This is a genomic window from Caballeronia sp. A2-2, assembly GCF_057612605.2.
In genome coordinates, this window is record NZ_CM172587.1 from 2381593 (window position 1) to 2398328 (window position 16736).

The following is a 16736-nucleotide window of genomic DNA, read 5'->3' on the forward strand; positions in this document are numbered from 1 at the left end:
ATGTGTTTTGTCTTCATGTGTCTGATTGGTCGGACATGGTTTTATATTTCAGACTTTGCTGATTATAGAAACGATTTTCTGGGCCCGTCAACGCTCGTGTTTGCTTTGGAAATCGACGGTTAGTTGCCTCCGGCCTCTCTTATGAGGTCGATAAACGCACGCAGCCCGGCAGGGATATGCCTGCTGCCAGGGAAATAGAGATACAGCCCCGGAATAGACGGACACCAGTCGCTCAACACCGCGACCAGTCGCTTGCGCGCCAACGCTTCGCGCGCGTAGGGCTCCGGCACATAAGCGATGCCGAGTCCATCCAGCGCGGCTTCGACCATCAGCGTGTTGCTATCGAGCGTGAGCGCGCCGGGCGGATCGATCGTGAACGCTTCGCCGTGACGCGCGAATTCCCACCGATAACGCTTGCCGCCCGGCAACCGCTGCCGGATGCAACGATGCTTCTGCAATTCCTCCGGCACCGCAGGCCGTCCATGCTTGCGCAGATAACCCGGCGTCGCCACCGCGAGAAAGCGCAAATCCTCGCTGATGCGCACTGCGATCATGTCCTTGTGCACGGCTTCACCAAGCCGCACGCCCGCATCGAAACCCTCCGCGACGATATCCACGAAGCGCCCTTCCGAGACGAGATCCAGTTCCATTTGCGGATACAGCGCGAGAAAGCGCGGCACGACGGTTCGCAGCAATTGGCGAATTGCGCCATCGCTGCCGTTGATGCGCAGCGTGCCGCGCAACGCACGGTCGTCGCGCGCGGCATCGTCGAGGGCGTGATCGAGATCGCTCAGCACGGGACGCAGGCGCGCAAGCAAGCGCTCGCCCGCTTCCGTCAGCGACACGCTGCGCGTGGTCCGGTGCAGCAGGCGCACGTCCAGATCGCTTTCGAGCCCGCGCATGGCGTGACTCAGCGCCGAGCGCGACACGCCCAGTTCGCCCGCTGCCTGCACGAAACTTCGCTTCGCGGCCACCACCATGAACGCGTTCAGATCGGCGAGCGTCGGTTTGGCCATTGGTGAATCTCCTTCAACACAGGATGCCGATTAGCAGGACTTCTCGGACCAATCATAGCGCTCTAGCATGAACGCTCGACCCTAAAAAGGAGAACGAGCATGAGCAAGAACTGGCTGATTACCGGTGCATCGAGTGGCCTCGGACGCGGCTTGACCGAACGTGCGCTCGCACGCGGCGATAGCGCCGTCGCTACATTGCGCAAGCCCGGCGCGCTGGACGATTTGCGCCGCCAACATGGCGACCGTCTGCATATCGTCGAATGCGATCTCACCCGCGTCGATGCCATCCGCACCGCCGTTTCGCAGGCCTTCGCTGCCTGTGCGCGCATCGATGTGGTCGTGAGCAACGCGGGTTATGGTCTTTTCGGCGCGGCCGAAGAACTGAGCGACGAACAGATAGACCGGCAGATCGCGACGAACCTGACCGGCTCGATCCACTTGATCCGCGCGGTCATTCCGCGTCTGCGCGAGCAAGGCGGCGGACGCATCGTGCAGGTGTCGTCGGAAGGCGGACGGATCGGTTATCCGGCCTTCAGCGCCTATCACGCGACGAAGTGGGGCATCGAGGGTTTCGTGGAGAGCGTGGCGAAGGAAGTGGGCGCGTTCGGCATCGACTTCGTGATCGTGGAACCGGGACCGACGCGCACGAACTTCGGCACGGGCCTCGATCGCGCGGAACCGATGAGCGTGTACGACACCACGCCCGTCGGTGAAATTCGCCGCGCGATCGAAGCAGGCTACTTCGAATTCGCCGATGCCGCGAAGACCGTGGACGCGATGATCGACACGATCGACCGCGCGCATCCGCCGTTGCGGCTGGCATTGGGCAAGAGTGCTTACGAATCGATACGGGCATCGCTCAGAAACCAGCTTGAAATGCTGGAGGCGCAGAAAGAAACCGCGCTGTCGGTGATGCCTGCTAGTTCCGCGTGACGGTATCCGCGCCCGGCCTGCGCTTCTCCTTGCGGCTCAACGCGGCGACGTCGCACTTAAGTCCCGCCAGCCGGCAGATCGACGGCACTTGCATGATGACGGACTCCGAAATAAGTTCGGCGGCATCACTGCCCGTGTACCAGCCGAGCGGGGGAATTTCGGCTTGTTTGAGCATCGCGCAAAGCTCGGCGTGATCGGGCTGTGTCGCGCGCAAGACTTGCTCGGGGTCGAGCGTCGCCCGGTATGCGCAGTGCTTCGCGGCGCCGTCGCCTTCCTTGCACAGCGGAACGATGTCCAGCAACAACTGGGCATCCAGCGTCGCGCGCGCCGAGCGTGAAACCAGCAACGCTTCGAGCGCCACGGGCAGTGCCGTCGCATGGCGGTCAGCGTGGGCGTCGTGACAGCTTCCGCCATCTTCGGGCGGGTTGCCGTCGATTTCGAGTAATGTGGCATCCTGATTATTCAGGCGCTCGTGACCGATCTGATACCGCAGCGTCTGGCCGCCGGAATCGTCGGCATAGCCGCCATCGACCAACACGGCCGCGATGCGGGACACCGAGGACGTTCCCGGCAGCATGAACGCACCCGGCGGCGTGATGAGCGGAAAACGCGCGCTGTGCAACACGGCCTGCCCCACGCTCAGGCCATCGCAGGACATGGGCTGCTTGCTTGCGTTAGGCACGCTGCCGAATTCGCAGGACGCCTGATCCCACGTCTCGTTCGAAAACCAGACGATGCCGCCCCGCCGCGAATCCGTCGCGTTGAAATAAACCGTCGGCGGATATTTGATCGCACCCGTGAGCGCTTCCAGCGGCATTTCGAGCGCCAGCGGCGTTTCCTGCTTGTTCAGCTCGTTCATCTGAATGGCGGACCTCAATGCATCGTTCCAACTGTCGAGCAAGGCCATGCCGCGACTCGGCGGCACGCCCGGCACGAGATCGAGGCTCACGGCCCGCGCGATGGCCGCCGACAGGTGATCCTGAATCAGCGCTTCGCTGACCGCTCGAAACAGCGGCGTCGCGTCCGGCGCCGCGCCCGGCCTGCACTTCAACCACGGCGATGCCAGCCCTTCGCGATGCGCACTTTCGACGAGCGCCTGACGCGCGACCAGATAAGTCGCGATGCCCAGACTGCCGCCAGATACGCTGCTCGTCGCCTGAATGTGCTCGCCGAACTGTCCGCACGAAGCGTCGTCGGCAAGCGCGAGCGCCTGCGCCGTGAAGATCGCGGCGCGCAGGCCGCCGCCGAAAGCATTGATATAAAGCTGCGGCCCCGGCCCGTGCGGTCGCGGCGTATCGCGACGAACCGCCGGCGCGATAGTCGCCGATACGCGCAACTTGTCCTTCTGTCCGCTCAGCGTGTCGTTGATGTCCTTGAACGCCTCATGCCCGATGTTCCTGTTGGCCAGCAGACTCACCGGCACGATCAGCAGCAGCACGAGCGCGGTCGTGAGGCCCGGCACGCATTGCGTCAGCCATCGCACGACCAGTTGCACGGCGCTTAGCAAAATCACGAGCGCGGCCAGCGACAGCATGATGGCCGACGCGGAACCGAAACTCCGCGCCGCGCCGCTGCGTGCCTCGGCGAGCGTCAACAACGCGCCGACACCGAGAACGATGAGCAACACGACGCGTCCGATCACGTCCCCGAGTTGAACGTCGGCGGGCCGAACGCGCGACTTGCCGTGCTCGCCCCGGATCATGACCGGCGACACGGCCAGCAGCGCCAGCATGCCGCCCGGAAGCAGCCCCGCCAGCCCGAGCAGGACCACGATGCAGAGTCGCCGGAATCCTTGTGTGTCCGCCCCGTTCATTTCGACGCGACGCATCACGAGAACGAGCAACATGTCCGCAGGCAGAAGCGACGTCCAGATGCTGACGGCCTGCACCTGCCACTCGGCTTTGGTGAGGACGAAGGCGGATATCGACAACACATAAAACGCAACGGCCGGCCAGAGCGCGAAGCGCGACCAGTGCAAGGGCCCTTTGAGCCGGAACTTGAGCAATACGCTGGCGAGTATCAAGGGAGCGGACAGTCCCAGCGCCACCAACAAATGCGCCCGGATGCCCGGCAGGATGAAGTGAAAATTCGAGAAGATCAGCGCGCCGATGCACGCCGCGAGCGCCGTGATTCCGAGGCTGCGTGGCAACCATGTCACCGCGTTCATGATCTGCCGGTTGGTGAGCAGCCGATAAGACGGACGCCATGCCGTGGGCAGACTCATCTTGAATTGCACGGCGCAAAGCAGCCGCGCCGAATACCACACCGCGAATGCCACCGTCACGGAGGTGGCGACATACCAGAACAACGGCCAGGCATCGATGACGACCCAGTCTTCTCTTTTGAGTCCGAACGCGGAATCGCGCGGAATCAATGCGTGCAATACCTCGCGGCTTTGCGGCACCGCATAAAAAAGAAAAACCAGAAACGCGCAGCAAAGGGTGGGAATCAGCGCACGCCTGAGCGCCAGGAAAACCCAGGGCATGACGACGGCGAATTTTTTAACGATCCAGGCAGGTTGCATGATTTCCCCCGTGCGGTGCGGAAAAACACGATGCGCTTGCGTCATTGATTGTTTTATTTCTTTAGCATCGCTACTGGTCTGAATCTAAGCACACGCTTCTGAGAAGGCCGGACTTTTAGCGGATGGCGCAGAAAAATTGGCCGAAGAAGAATGCCATGGTCCTATTTTTTAATGAACGACTCAAGTTTTTAGAATCGGTGCCGACAACCTGATCGAGCTCAAGGTCCACTCGAAGAAGTGGGACCGCTTTTCCGAAAATAGACGCAATAGACGACAACGAGTCAAAAGAGGTCAAGCAGTGAATAAAGCGAAACTGAGTACCGCGACGATGACGATTTCGGCCCTCCTGGCCACGGCAGGATGCGGAGGCGGCGGAGGCTCTGCGTCGACACCATCGGTCAGTGCCGCGCAGAAAGCCTTCGAGCAATTCAACCTTGCCCCTTCCGCTGCCTACTCGCTGGACTGGGAGCTTCCCTACTCGGGCACGCCCACGGCGAACGCGCATTATCTGACTCAGGATTATTCGTCCGTCGCGGTTTCGCCGTCGAACGGCAGCGCGCAGACCATGACCGTCAGCGCGCCCGTTTCGCTCGCGGCCACGCTTCCCGCACCGGCCGTCGCGGGTGTGACTCGCTATCTCATCAACGGAAAAATAGTGCTTGGCTCGACAACGGCCAAACGCGTCAGCTATCTCGGCGACGATGTGCGCATCGATACGCTCTCGGCCGACCAGACTCAAGTCGTCGAAAGCCGCATGCGTCACGACTTCTCGAGCGTGTCGCTTGCGGGCGCGGTTGCATCCGCTCCGGCTGAATTGAGTCAATACTTCAACTCGCTCTATTACAACCCCGCGCTGCTCAATGCCACGGCCACGTGGAAAAGCGGTTCCGCTTATCTGCGCTATTCGCAGACGGAGATCGGCGACAGCTACACGGTCATCGACTATGCCGCAAGCACGGCTGGCACGACGCCCTCGCCTGTGGGAACCAACACGACGATCGCAAAGCTCATGCAGACGGGCGGCATCTATTCAAGCGCGGATTCCAAGACCTATAAAGCGGTCGACGGCGTCGTGGGAGTGGTGAACGGCGTCAACATGTTCGTCGCCACCAATGCGCGTCCGAATCTCACAACGGTTGAATACCGCGTCTACTTCGAATTGAACGGCAATGTTTATGACGGCACGCTCATCAGGGCGAATGCAAGCGTGGGCGGCAATATCTATCCCGTTGCGTCGTCCGGTTCGGCGAATGGCTATGTGCTGAACTATTCGCAGAACTACCGCATTCAATTGAATCAGGCCGCAGCCAATAGCATTCAGGCCGCGCTGACATTCTGACGCATCGCAAGGCAAATATGATCGTCTTTCGCTTGGCTCGTTTGCAATCGGTTCTGAGCGTCGTCGTGATCGGCGCATTGTCAGGATGTGCTTCGATCGTCAGCGGCACGGATCAGGAAGTCATGGTCACCACGTCCTCGAACACCGGCGCCGTGAATGGCGCGACTTGCTCGCTGTCGAACAATCAGGGGCGATGGACGGTCGTCGCGCCCGGCACGACCCGCGTCCACCGCAGTTCGGACACGCTCTGGGTACGTTGCAACGCTGCCGGATTCGCGCCTCAGGCGACGTCGGTATCGTCATCGGCCAACGGTGCCGTGTTCGGGAATATCCTTCTGGGTGGCATCATTGGGCTGGCCGTGGATTACGGCAATGGCGCGGCCTATACCTATCCCGACCGAATCGCAGTCGATCTCGGCACGCCATCGGCGCAGACATGGCAATCCGGCGTTCAGTACGCGGCCATGCCGGGGCCGAACGCACCCGCCGACCGCCGGCCGATCGTCCTCAATCCGGACGGATCAGCCTACCTTCAGGGCGCGCGATACGTCGCGCCCTGGTGAATCGTCGGAGATCTATCAATAACCGATCGTCAATGGTTCGGGATGCTCACGGCTTAGCACGATCCTGGTTCCCGTGGGCCAGCCGCCCTTTTGCTCGGGTGTGTCGAGCGTTGTGCAGGCGCCTGTCTGCGTGCTGTGGCGCGATCCAATCGCGAACGTCTCATACGGCGCCTTGCTCGCGATATAAGCCGTCACCGTCGTCCCTTCTCTCGCGACGATAGCGGGCGATGGCCCGACAGTCGAATCGTCAACGATGGGCTCGCCGCTGCAATCGGCCGACGTATAAGAGAGCGTCGAAATATAGCTTCGATAGATGAACTGAGAGCCTGAATAAAGCGCGTTGCGGTCGAGTGGATCGTCAGTGGTGGAATGACGTTCGACCGCCACCACGATACGCTCATCGCCCACAGTCAACAGCGCGCCGTAACTGAAGTTGAAGTGCGACAAGCCGCCCACTTCGTGACCGCGCGCATCGCGGACCACGGGTGTGGTATTCATCGCGACGCCGTCTGTTGTTTGAGCTTGTGCGAAGGTCACGCCTAGCGCTAAGAGTGCCGCGGAAAGTTGCTTCGTCATGTTCGTTTCCTTTTCGAAGCTCAATAGTGAATCGAAAGCGGCTCTGGATAATGCTGAGTCAGACCGAACGTTTTCTGCGGCGTCCAGAAGTTCGACATGGTTCGAGTACCTTGATAGCAAACGCCGTCGAACGATCTGTTCGAGTTCGTCGTTTGCTTGCTCGAATAGCCGGAACCGGCGATATAAGCCGTCACATCCACGCCGGTGCGCACGACTTCGATCGGATTCGGCGAATTGGAAAGTTGATAGATCAGCGGTGGGCCGCTGCAATCCGTGGTCACGTAGTTTGTGAAAGTCGAATCGTCCCATTCGAATTCCGACAGCGAATAATTGATTTGGGAAATCTTCTTGTGCCTCACGGGCATGAACACGGCCGCGTTGCCAAAGCGAAGATAAACGCCTTCCTTGAGTTGATAGGTTTCGAGCGGACCCACTACCCTGCCCTGCGCATCGAAAATCTTTAGAACGCGCACTTGATCCGATTGCGCGTTCGATAGAGTTGAAGCCAACAGCAGCAAAACAAAAATGCAGATGCCACGCATCAGTTGCTCCTCGATGTCGTCATTCAAAACGTGTCACGCGGGATTGCCGTCGATGAAATCAATAATCGATCGTGAGCGGCTCGGGATAACGCTGCGAGACCGAAAAACTCGATTCCGGTCTCACGCCCTGCACCAGTGAGGCATTTGCGGTGCAAGTCGCGTTCTGTAGCGACGATTTCGCTTGTATGCCTTCGGAATTGACCGTGCTTCCGACATAGACGACGACATCGGACCCTTGCTGAATCTGTGTCGAGGGACGCGGCCAACCCGAATCGAAACTGATGAGAGGTTGTCCGCTGCAATCGGCGGATTCGAAAGCGATGGCCGAATTGCTTGACCATACGAAGCGCCGGCTTGGTGTTCCCACCTTGCCCGTTTCTCGCGAGAGTTTCACGAACGTGGTCGTGCCATTGACGGTGAGGAACACGCCGTCCGCGCCGCTATAGGACGAGAGCAGGCCGACGAGCTTTCCGTTCGCATCGAATACTTTGAGTGCGCGCTGATGCGTTGCGATGGCGGATGAGCCATCGCCATAAGCAAGTCCCGCCGTGACCATAAGAAGCATTGCTACGCAGAACGAACGCATGTGCCGTCTCCTTGGATACGTGCCGCTTGCAGGCGGCTTGGATTTCCTTTTCGACAGGAGATTAATGAAAGAAAACCGGTTATTCAAGTAAACATTTCATGCAATGCAAACCATGCCGATCGACATGTCACGATTCGGGAGTTTTTAAAGGCAAGCGGTCTTGGCGCACTAAAAAATTCGGGAATTTAGTCTTGCCACCTCAAGAGGAGGCCATTTTTGCCGATAAAGTTTGAGAGTTTTAGCTTGATATGGCTTCCTGAGTAAGCATCGATAACCTAGAAAAATCCCGATGGTTGAATCTTCCAGTCGCGGGCAGGACGATCCTGTCCTGCTGAACATTGCGCGCACGGGCGATGCGGTCATGTACGCCACGACCTTCGTTTCCTGTGCCGCAGCACTAGGAATTGGTCACGTCTACGGATCGTTCGATCTCGCGCTCGCCGTGGTCGCCGTCGCGCTCACGGTCGCGACCGTGGCGTTTTTCGCGGCACGGGCCACGCTGGGTTCGCGCGTGATCCTGACCATCTGCAACGTGTGCCTCGTCGCCCTGCATATTCAATTGGGACACGGCACGGTCGAATTTCATTTCGGCGTATTCGTTTTGTTGGGTCTGCTACTGGTCTACCGAGACTTTCGGGTGTTGATCCTGTGTGCCGCTTTATTCGTCGTTCATCATTTCCTGTTCGATCGCTTGCAGGCTTTGAGCTACAACGTTTATTGCACGACCAAACCCAGCATCTGGATGATGGTCATGCACGGGGCTTACGTCGCCGCGCAGACGGGCACGGAAATCTACATGGCATTGCGTTTGAGACAGGCGGCCATCGAGGCCTCGGATCTTCTTTCGATTGTCAGGAGCATGGATCACAGCGGCGTGATCTGTCTCGATGTCGGCAGTCTCGCGGTGAGCGCGCCGACCGCACAAGCGTTACAGCAAGCCGTTGTCAACATGGCAATAGCCATGAACGAAGTGCGGGAAGTGGCGACTTCGATCGCGAACGCATCGGCGGAAATTGCATTGGGCAACGGATATTTGAGCGAGCGTACCGAACAACAGGCGACGAGCCTGCAACAAACGGCCGCTTCAATCGCGCAAATCACGGACGCGGTTCGTGACTCCTCGCAAACTGCGGGCCAAGCCACGGAAATGGCGCAGATGGCTTCCGACGTAGCTTCGACAGGCGGCCATGCGGTCGGAAAAGTCGTCGCAACGATCAAGGATATTTCTCTGGCCTCCGAACGAATCGCGATCATCAGTTCGGTAGTGGATAGCATCGCGTTCCAGACCAATCTGCTGGCGCTCAACGCAGCGGTCGAAGCGGCTCGCGCGGGCGAGCAAGGCCGTGGCTTTGCGGTGGTCGCGACCGAGGTTCGCTCGCTCGCCAAGCGGTCGGCCAATGCGGCCAAGGAAATCGAGCAATTGATCGACGACAGTTCCGGCAAGGTCGATACCGGTGTGGACCTCGTGGCGGATGCAAAACGCAGCATCGAAGATGTCGTTTCTAGAGCCGGGCAAGTGCGCGATCTGATCGCCACGATCTCGCATGCGAGCGGGCAGCAGACGGCGGGCATCTCGCGTGTGTGCACGGCCGTTCAGCAACTCGATGAAGTCACGCAGCAGAACGCGGCCTTGGTCGAGCAAAGCGCGGCCGCTACCGAGAGCCTCAAAGATCAGACTGTGCGGCTGACGAGCGTGGTCAATCGCTTCGTACTCCCTTCGGTCTGAATGAAACCCGCATCAAAGCCGGAAGTTTTCGCTTAGCGTCGAAATCAGCAGTTCGATTGCATCGTTCGTGCGTCCCTTGCCGTCGCGCATCAGCACGACTTCGTGATCGGCAATTTTCGGCAGCCCCTTCAAGACGCGCATGCCGTCGCTCACGCGCGCGCGGTCCACCAGCGTGACCGCGAGCCCCGCCTCGACACATGCCTTGATGACCTGACTCGACGCGCTATCCAACACGACGCGCCATGTGCGCCCCATGCGTTCGAGCGCGCTCATCATCGCCATGCGGTAAGGGCACGGCTCACCGTACAAAGCAAGCGGCAACGGACTGCTCTCATCCAGCACGAAGGCAGTGCCGCCGACCCAGACGGGCGTAGTCACCGTGAGCACCTGCGCCGGTCTGCTAGCTTTCACAGGCTGAACCAGCAAGGCGACGTCGAGCTTTCCGCGCATCAGTTGATCGCGCAGTTTGAGGCTTGGCGCGGTGCGTACTTCCAGCACGACATTCGGCCAACTTGCTGAAAAGCCCGGAAGAATGTCCCGAATCACATGCGCGGCGTATTCGTCCGGCACGCCCAGCACCACCCTTCCTGCAAGCGTTTTCCCGTTGATTTCCTGCATCACGCGGTCATGCGTGTTCAGCAATTCGCTCGTGCTGGCGAGAAGCCGCTTGCCGAGCGTGGTGAGCGTCACAGATTGATTGTCGCGATCCAGCAGCCTGCCGCCCGCAATCGCTTCCAGGCGCTGAATGTGAATGCTGATGGCCGCCGGGCTTTTGTGGACCAGTTCGGCTGCCGAGCGAAATTTGCCAAGCCGTGCCACCGCATGAAAGGTGCGCAAGAGTTCGATGTCGAGAACCGATTCCATGATGGTTAAATAAAGTTGAACGACCACCTCAGTATATTTTGATTTTCGAATCGTGTTTCGGTGGCTACGCTCGAAGCATGAATAAACTCTCTCCGGCTTGCGATGCATCCCTCGCGCCTGCCAGCGTGTTTTTGCGGCTGCCCTTGCCGGCGCTCGAAGCGCTCATGGTCGTGGCTTGGAGTTCGGGATTCGTCGGCATGCGCTATTCGGCGGATTACGCGCCGGTGTTTCTCGTCGTGTTATGGCGTTGCGCGCTCATTTGTGTCTGCCTGCTTCCGTGGGTGGCGCGCGAACTTCATAAAGCGGCACCCGGCGTATTGATAAGACAAGCCATGTTCGGCTTGCTCGGTCTGGCGGGCTATCTGGCGGGCATATCGAAAGGAATCGAACTTGGCGTGCCCGCCGGTCTTTCGGCATTGATCGCGAATCTTTTGCCCGTCGGCACTGTCGTGATATCGACTGTTTTCTTTCGGGAGCACTACGCAAAACGCGTTTGGGCGGGCATGGCGATCGGTCTCGCAGGTGTGCTGATCGTCAGCCGCGATGCCTTCTCGCTTGCCTCGACGCCGGTCTGGGCGTTCTTTCTGCCGGTGGCGGGCATGGCCTCGCTCGCCATCGCAACCCTATGGCAAGCGCGAACGTCTTCTCGTGCTGGCTCGCTGAGTGTCCTGAGCACGCTGTGGATTCACTGTGCCGTGACATGCCTCGTATTCCTGTGCCTGCAAAAGTCTCAAGGCACGCTCATGCCGTCCTTCACGACGGGCTTTGCGATTAGCGTGGGATGGACGGCGGTGCTCTCCACCATCGGCGGATACGGACTCTATTGGGTTTGCCTGCGTCGCTCGACGACTGCGCGCGTGTCGAGTGTTCTTTTCCTGAGTCCTTCCGTCACGCTCGTATGGGCATGGGCGATGTTCGGTGAACCGCTCTCGTGGCCGATGTTTTTCGGCACGGTGCTCTCAGGTCTGGGCATCGTGGTGATGTCGCGAGCACCGGCCACCGGGCGCTAAAAGCCCTAAAAAAAAGCCAGCCGACGTGGCTGGCAGAAAAAGTTCTGGTCATTCCGAGGGCCGTCCAGAACCTGAGAGAACTGCTTTAACGGCCCATGGATCACTCCCTTTAGTGAAGCAAGCCCTTTTTTAAGTAGTAGATGAAATGCCACTAAAAAAACGGCCGTCTATTTAAGGCGTCAACCTATTGTCAATGCCAATTCCGATTGCTTGCGCTAAGCCAGCCTTGTAACGCTAAGATTGCGCCACTCGCCATGGACGAAACACAGGATAAAAGTGGACATCGAAGGAATCATTTTTGATAGCGACGGGACGCTCGTCGACAGTGAAACGCTATCGGCGCGAGCGCTTTGCCAGATTCTCGAAAGCGCAGGCGTGAGCGTGCCGCTGGACGACATGCTCGAACGATTTCGCGGCACGCGTTTCGCACTCTTCGCAGCATCGCTTCTTCAGGACTTTCCAGTCATGGAAATCGGCGCATTCACTCAGGCGTTTCGCACGCTCAGCACCGAACTTTTCGCGAAGGAGCTTCAGCCGATGAATGGCGCCGTCGAAGTCGTCAGCGCCATCACCATCGAGAAATGCGTGGCCTCGAATGGCCCGCGAGAAAAGATCGAAGCGTGTCTCGATGTCACCGGGCTCATGCCTTACTTTTCCAACCGGATCGCCAGCGCCTATGAGGTCGGTTCGTGGAAGCCCGACCCCGGACTCATTCTTCACGCAGCGTCGATGATCGGCATTTCGCCCGGCCGCTGTCTGCTCGTCGAGGACAGCGTGGCGGGCATTCAGGCGGGACTGGCCGCTGGCGTGCAAGTAGTCGGCTATCGCCTCAGCAAGACGACGCGTGCCGCGCTGTCCCGCCCGGTGCCGGTCATTCAGGAACTCGCCGAGTTGCACACGTTCATTCGAGCAAGCGCTTAGTCGGCCGAAGCATCGCAATTGCTGACGAGCGCGGGGCTGACACGCGGCCGCTCCAGCGTCGCCAAACGTTGCAGCGTGATCAAGCCGAGCACCGCCAGCCCGGCTCCGAGAATGAAATCCGCGTCCACGCCTGCATGATCGACGATCGCGCCGCCCACCGCGGAACCCGCCGCGATCGCCACCTGAATGATGCTCACGAACATCGCGGAACCGGCTTCGGCCAGGTCCGCCGTGCCGCGCTGAATCCACACGCTGAAGCAAAGCGGCAACGCGCCGAACGCAACGCCCCACACGAGCATGCCCACCGATTCGCCGACGATCGAGTGATCGAGCAGCAGCATGGCGGCAATCGCGCCGAGCAGCAGCAACGTCATCACCGCGACCGATTTCTTGAGGTGATTGGCGACGACCATCGACATCAATGCATTCGAGAAGAAGCCGAGCAAGCCGAATCCGAACAGGAGCAGCGTGATCGCGCTCAAAGAAAAATCCTGTTCGAGCAGCGGCGCGATATACGTATAGGTCGAGAAATGCGCGCCGAACACGAGCGCGACCATCAACATGCTCAGGCGCGTTTGCGGACGGCGCAGCAGCGTTCTAAAGTCCGCGAGACGAAGCGCGGACGCCGAAGGCAAGGAAGGCACGAGCAACACCTGTGCGATGAACGCAATCGTCACCAGCACGGCGGTGGCGGCAAACGACATGCGCCACGACGCGAACGACGCGATGAACGTACCGAGCGGCACGCCAATCACCGTCGCGCACGTGACGCCCGCCAGAATCGTGGCGGTGGCCTTCGCGGCATCGCGCGGGGCAACCAGCCGGGGCGATGCAGCAGTCGCCAGCGTCCAGAAGCCGCCGAGCGCCGCGCCGAGCAAGGCGCGTCCGACCAGCACGAGCGCGAAGTTCGTCGCGACCGCGCACACGATGTTGGAGACGAGCAGCACGGCGGTCAGCAGAAGGAACACGACGCGGCGGTCCATGCGTCCTGCGCCGACGATCAGCGCGGGGGCGAAGATGGCCGCCATGACGCCGGGCGTCGTGACCATGAGGCCAGCGACGCCGGGCTTCACGCCGAGTTCATGCGCGATTTGCGGCAACAATCCGACCGGTAGAAACTCGGCCGTCACGAAGGCGAATGCGGTAACCGCGACCGCAATGACCGAAAGCCATTGACGCATCGATGTGGTGCTTGCTTGCAGCGACGCGGTATTCGAGGGCGTATCGATGTGCATGATGACAGACGCTAAAGAGAAGTCTGTCACTGTAGGGCCTAAAAAAAGCAGGAAAAAGCCGCCAGTGCCGAATTGACTAGCCGGTGAGGCTGAACAATCGAAAGAAAAAAAATCAGGATTCGCAGTCCACCAATACCAGCGAGGCCGTGACCTGATTCCGGCCCGCCGTCTTCGACCGGTAAAGCGCTTCGTCGGCACTCCGCAATGCTTCGCGCAAGGCGATTCCCGCAGCAGGATGACACGTCACCACGCCGATGCTGACCGTCACGCCCGGCAACTCCAACGCGTGCGCGCTGCCCGAACCGGCCACATCGCGCCGGATGGCTTCCGCCACGCTTTGCGCGCGTGCCAGCGAACAGCCGGGCAAGGCCACCACGAACTCTTCGCCGCCATAGCGCGCCACCAGATCGCCCATTCTTCTCGCGTGCATGGCGAGGCATTCCGCAATGAAGCGCAAGGCGCGGTCGCCGACTTCGTGACCGTGGACGTCGTTATAAACCTTGAAGCGGTCAGCGTCGATGAACAACAGCGCCACTTCGTAGCTGTCGCGCGCGGCATCGTGCCAGAGACCTTCGAGCGCGAAGTCGAGTTTTCGGCGATTGGCGACGCCCGTCAATGCGTCGGTATCCGCGAGTTCGATCAGCCGCGCCTGCGCTGCGTCGCGCTGACGCACGGCATACACGAGCAGCCACACGACCACCGTGAACGCGCTCGACACGAACACGACGAACAGCCCCGTGATGAGCGAATGATGCGCCCAGTCCGCCGTGGCGTCGTTCAGCGACGGCGAGATCAGCACCATGAGATTGGTGCCGGGAACGTGCGCGAAGGTCATGATGCGCTCGACGCCATCGAGCGGCGAACGCGCCACGAGCGACCCGCTGATCACCGACAGCGCCTTCGCGAAAACCGGCCAGTTGCGAATGCTGACGGCGCCATCCGTCGTGAGCCTCGGATTGCGTGCGACGACGAGCCCATCGGTTTGCAGAATGGTCGACGCGCCGCCCTCGCCGAGCTTGATGTCATCGACGAGTTGCTGAAAATAGGCGAGATTGATGGCGACGAGCGCGATGCCGCCGAAACTTCCATCCGCCTTCGAAATACGCCGGCTCAGCGCGATTGCAGGCGCGCCATCGCGCGAATTGGACACATAAGGCCGGGAGATATACAGCCCGAGATCGTCGCGGTCGCGATGGACCTTGAAATACTCGCGATCGGCAAGATTGACGGTTGGAATGCGCCTCGACCATGCCTCGACGATATTCCCGTGCTCGTTCACCGCATACACGGCGCTGACGTATTCCGCGCCCGTCGAACGATCGAACAGAATCCGGCGGCGCATTTCTTCGGGAAGATTGAATACTTCGGGGTCCGACATGCCATCGACCACGGCCTGCAACGAGAGATCGTAAGTTTCGAGATTGCGACCGATATCGCGCGCCACGGCCTGCGCGATGTTGGCCGACGTGGCCCGCGTTTTCTCGATGGCATCGTAACGGCTGAAAATCAGGCAAGCCACCGTGCACATCAGAATGATGACCGTGGCGATGGTCGCGCCTATCGCGACCCGCACGGCATGCCGGTCGATCCACGACGCCGAATTTTTCCGCTCTGTCCTCTCGGTCAATGAATGCATCACCGCCTCCTCCTTACCGAACGACAACATGACGTCGTACGCGCTGCTCTTCATCGGTCGCCGTGGACAGCGTGCGACGCGATGGCAATGAATCCAGAGCTGTTCGTTTCCGACTGTGTCCGGGATCGCCCGTGCGTGGGGCGAGAAACGGGCCTTGCAAAGAAATGAACTCTATCTATCCTCTGTCCTCGTTAACGGCTTTCCTTTGGAAATATTGAAGCCGTTCGGGCAACCCCTACTTCCTCGTCCGCGCCATGCGGGGACTCAGGCTATCGGCGTGCTTCTTGAGGATCTGGCAGAACGCCTCGGCAAAGGCGCTGACCGGGCGCAAGGAGGGCCGCAGCATGGAAATGCGGCGCAGCGGCACGGTGTCCAGCGGAATGAACCGGAGATTCGCCGCGTCGATGGACGCCGCCGTGAGGCTCTCGACGATCGCGCGCCGCCCCGACAACTGCACCATGCGGCAGGCGAGCCCCGAACTGGACACGCGCGCGTGGATCGACCGCGTCGCGGACGAGAGCAAGGTCTGAAGCTCCGGAATGCTTTCGAGCGCCTCGACGATGGTGAGCGTGACGTCATCGACATCGCCCATGCGCACCCGTTTTTGCTTCGCCAGCGGATCGTCGGAGCGCACCGCGCACACGATGGTCGAATCGAGCAGATGCAGTTCGCTCACGTTACGCATGGCCCGAAACGGCGTGCAGATGCCGATATCCACCTGCTGGCTTTCCACCAGATCGAGCATTTTTTCCGCATTCTCGATCGCGACTTCGATGAACACCTTCGGAAAACGCGCCTGAAACTCGGCAATCGCTTCGGGAAGCAAGCGTTCGGTGACCGCAGGATAGGCACAAATACTGAGACGCCCCAGCGAACCGGTGCGCAGGCCATCCGCCAGTTCGTTGAGCGCGCGCAGGCTGGCGTTCGTGCGTTCGGTCTGATCGAACAACAAGATGGCTTCGGCGGTCGGCACGAGACGCCCTTTCTCGCGCGTGAACAGCTTCACATCGAGGCTTTCTTCCAGCGCCTTGAGTTGCTTGGTCACCGCCGGCTGCGAGATATGAAGATTCTGCGCCGCCGCCGTGAGCGTGCGGCATCGCACCACTTCATAGAGCAATTCGACCTGGTGATAGTTGAGTGTCGGCCGGGCCATGCTGCGCTCCTCACGTCGGTTTTGCGGCCCAGCATAACCCACGGTTATGGACTCGCGCCGAACAATGTATTGGCGGACAGGATTGTTTTTCGCTGAAATTGTCGAATCGCAA

Annotated in this window: 15 protein-coding genes; 6 read left to right on the forward strand and 9 right to left on the reverse strand. The window is 60.1% G+C overall.

Translation table 11 applies throughout. The features are described from left to right. Nucleotides 1–119: 119 nt before the first annotated feature. On the reverse strand, nucleotides 120–1016 hold the full coding sequence (locus ACZCWR_RS11345; protein WP_487300856.1) for a LysR family transcriptional regulator: 897 nt from the start codon (nucleotides 1014–1016) through the stop codon (nucleotides 120–122). A gap of 99 nt (nucleotides 1017–1115) precedes the next feature. On the opposite strand from ACZCWR_RS11345, the gene ACZCWR_RS11350 reads away from it, so the two are divergent. After that, nucleotides 1116–1949, forward strand: a complete 834-nt coding sequence (locus tag ACZCWR_RS11350; protein WP_487300857.1) for an SDR family oxidoreductase — start codon at nucleotides 1116–1118, stop codon at nucleotides 1947–1949. Here ACZCWR_RS11350 and ACZCWR_RS11355 read toward each other — a convergent pair. After that, the gene (locus tag ACZCWR_RS11355; RefSeq protein WP_487300858.1) at nucleotides 1936–4473 is read right to left on the reverse strand and encodes a hypothetical protein; all 2538 of its coding nucleotides are present in this window, start codon (nucleotides 4471–4473) and stop codon (nucleotides 1936–1938) included. The genes ACZCWR_RS11350 and ACZCWR_RS11355 overlap by 14 nt on opposite strands. Nucleotides 4474–4771: 298 nt before the next feature. Here ACZCWR_RS11355 and ACZCWR_RS11360 point away from each other — a divergent pair, with 298 nt between their 5' ends. Together ACZCWR_RS11360 and ACZCWR_RS11365 are read left to right on the forward strand one after the other, a co-directional pair. Next, nucleotides 4772–5812, forward strand: a complete 1041-nt coding sequence (locus ACZCWR_RS11360; RefSeq protein WP_487300859.1) for a hypothetical protein — start codon at nucleotides 4772–4774, stop codon at nucleotides 5810–5812. A gap of 32 nt (nucleotides 5813–5844) precedes the next feature. Next, nucleotides 5845–6375, forward strand: coding sequence for a hypothetical protein (locus tag ACZCWR_RS11365; protein ID WP_487300860.1), 531 nt, complete (start codon nucleotides 5845–5847; stop codon nucleotides 6373–6375). A 15-nt stretch (nucleotides 6376–6390) separates the two neighbouring features. Here the strand turns inward: ACZCWR_RS11365 and ACZCWR_RS11370 are convergent, their stop codons facing one another. The 3 genes from ACZCWR_RS11370 to ACZCWR_RS11380 all read right to left on the reverse strand — a co-directional run bounded on the left by ACZCWR_RS11370 (nucleotide 6391) and on the right by ACZCWR_RS11380 (nucleotide 8079). Beyond that, nucleotides 6391–6873 (reverse strand): hypothetical protein, encoded by a 483-nt coding sequence (locus ACZCWR_RS11370; protein WP_487300861.1) that lies wholly within the window; start codon nucleotides 6871–6873, stop codon nucleotides 6391–6393. 98 nt (nucleotides 6874–6971) lie between these two features. Beyond that, the gene (locus ACZCWR_RS11375) at nucleotides 6972–7493 is read right to left on the reverse strand and encodes a hypothetical protein (protein ID WP_487300862.1); all 522 of its coding nucleotides are present in this window, start codon (nucleotides 7491–7493) and stop codon (nucleotides 6972–6974) included. A 58-nt stretch (nucleotides 7494–7551) separates the two neighbouring features. Continuing rightward, nucleotides 7552–8079 carry a hypothetical protein gene (locus ACZCWR_RS11380; RefSeq protein WP_487300863.1) on the reverse strand — a complete coding sequence of 176 codons (528 nt, stop codon included), beginning with the start codon at nucleotides 8077–8079 and terminating at the stop codon, nucleotides 7552–7554. 289 nt (nucleotides 8080–8368) lie between these two features. Here ACZCWR_RS11380 and ACZCWR_RS11385 point away from each other — a divergent pair, with 289 nt between their 5' ends. After that, entirely contained in the window at nucleotides 8369–9805 is a 1437-nt protein-coding gene (locus ACZCWR_RS11385; RefSeq protein WP_487300864.1) for a methyl-accepting chemotaxis protein, read from the forward strand. Between the two features lie 12 nt (nucleotides 9806–9817). On the opposite strand, the gene ACZCWR_RS11390 is transcribed toward ACZCWR_RS11385, so the two are convergent. Then, complete coding sequence (locus ACZCWR_RS11390) at nucleotides 9818–10669, reverse strand: LysR substrate-binding domain-containing protein (RefSeq protein ID WP_487300865.1); 852 nt, start codon at nucleotides 10667–10669, stop codon at nucleotides 9818–9820. A 77-nt stretch (nucleotides 10670–10746) separates the two neighbouring features. Between ACZCWR_RS11390 and ACZCWR_RS11395 the strand changes: the two genes are divergently transcribed. Both ACZCWR_RS11395 and ACZCWR_RS11400 read left to right on the forward strand, forming a co-directional pair. Next, nucleotides 10747–11679, forward strand: coding sequence for a DMT family transporter (locus ACZCWR_RS11395; RefSeq protein WP_487300866.1), 933 nt, complete (start codon nucleotides 10747–10749; stop codon nucleotides 11677–11679). Between the two features lie 276 nt (nucleotides 11680–11955). Further along, entirely contained in the window at nucleotides 11956–12600 is a 645-nt protein-coding gene (locus ACZCWR_RS11400) for an HAD-IA family hydrolase (protein WP_487300867.1), read from the forward strand. Here the strand turns inward: ACZCWR_RS11400 and ACZCWR_RS11405 are convergent. The 3 genes from ACZCWR_RS11405 to ACZCWR_RS11415 all read right to left on the reverse strand — a co-directional run bounded on the left by ACZCWR_RS11405 (nucleotide 12597) and on the right by ACZCWR_RS11415 (nucleotide 16624). Then, nucleotides 12597–13835, reverse strand: a complete 1239-nt coding sequence (locus ACZCWR_RS11405) for an MFS transporter (protein ID WP_487300868.1) — start codon at nucleotides 13833–13835, stop codon at nucleotides 12597–12599. The genes ACZCWR_RS11400 and ACZCWR_RS11405 overlap by 4 nt on opposite strands. A gap of 112 nt (nucleotides 13836–13947) precedes the next feature. Further along, nucleotides 13948–15525 carry a GGDEF domain-containing protein gene (locus ACZCWR_RS11410; RefSeq protein WP_487300869.1) on the reverse strand — a complete coding sequence of 526 codons (1578 nt, stop codon included), beginning with the start codon at nucleotides 15523–15525 and terminating at the stop codon, nucleotides 13948–13950. Between the two features lie 181 nt (nucleotides 15526–15706). Continuing rightward, nucleotides 15707–16624 (reverse strand): LysR family transcriptional regulator, encoded by a 918-nt coding sequence (locus ACZCWR_RS11415; protein ID WP_487300870.1) that lies wholly within the window; start codon nucleotides 16622–16624, stop codon nucleotides 15707–15709. Nucleotides 16625–16736 lie beyond the last annotated feature (112 nt).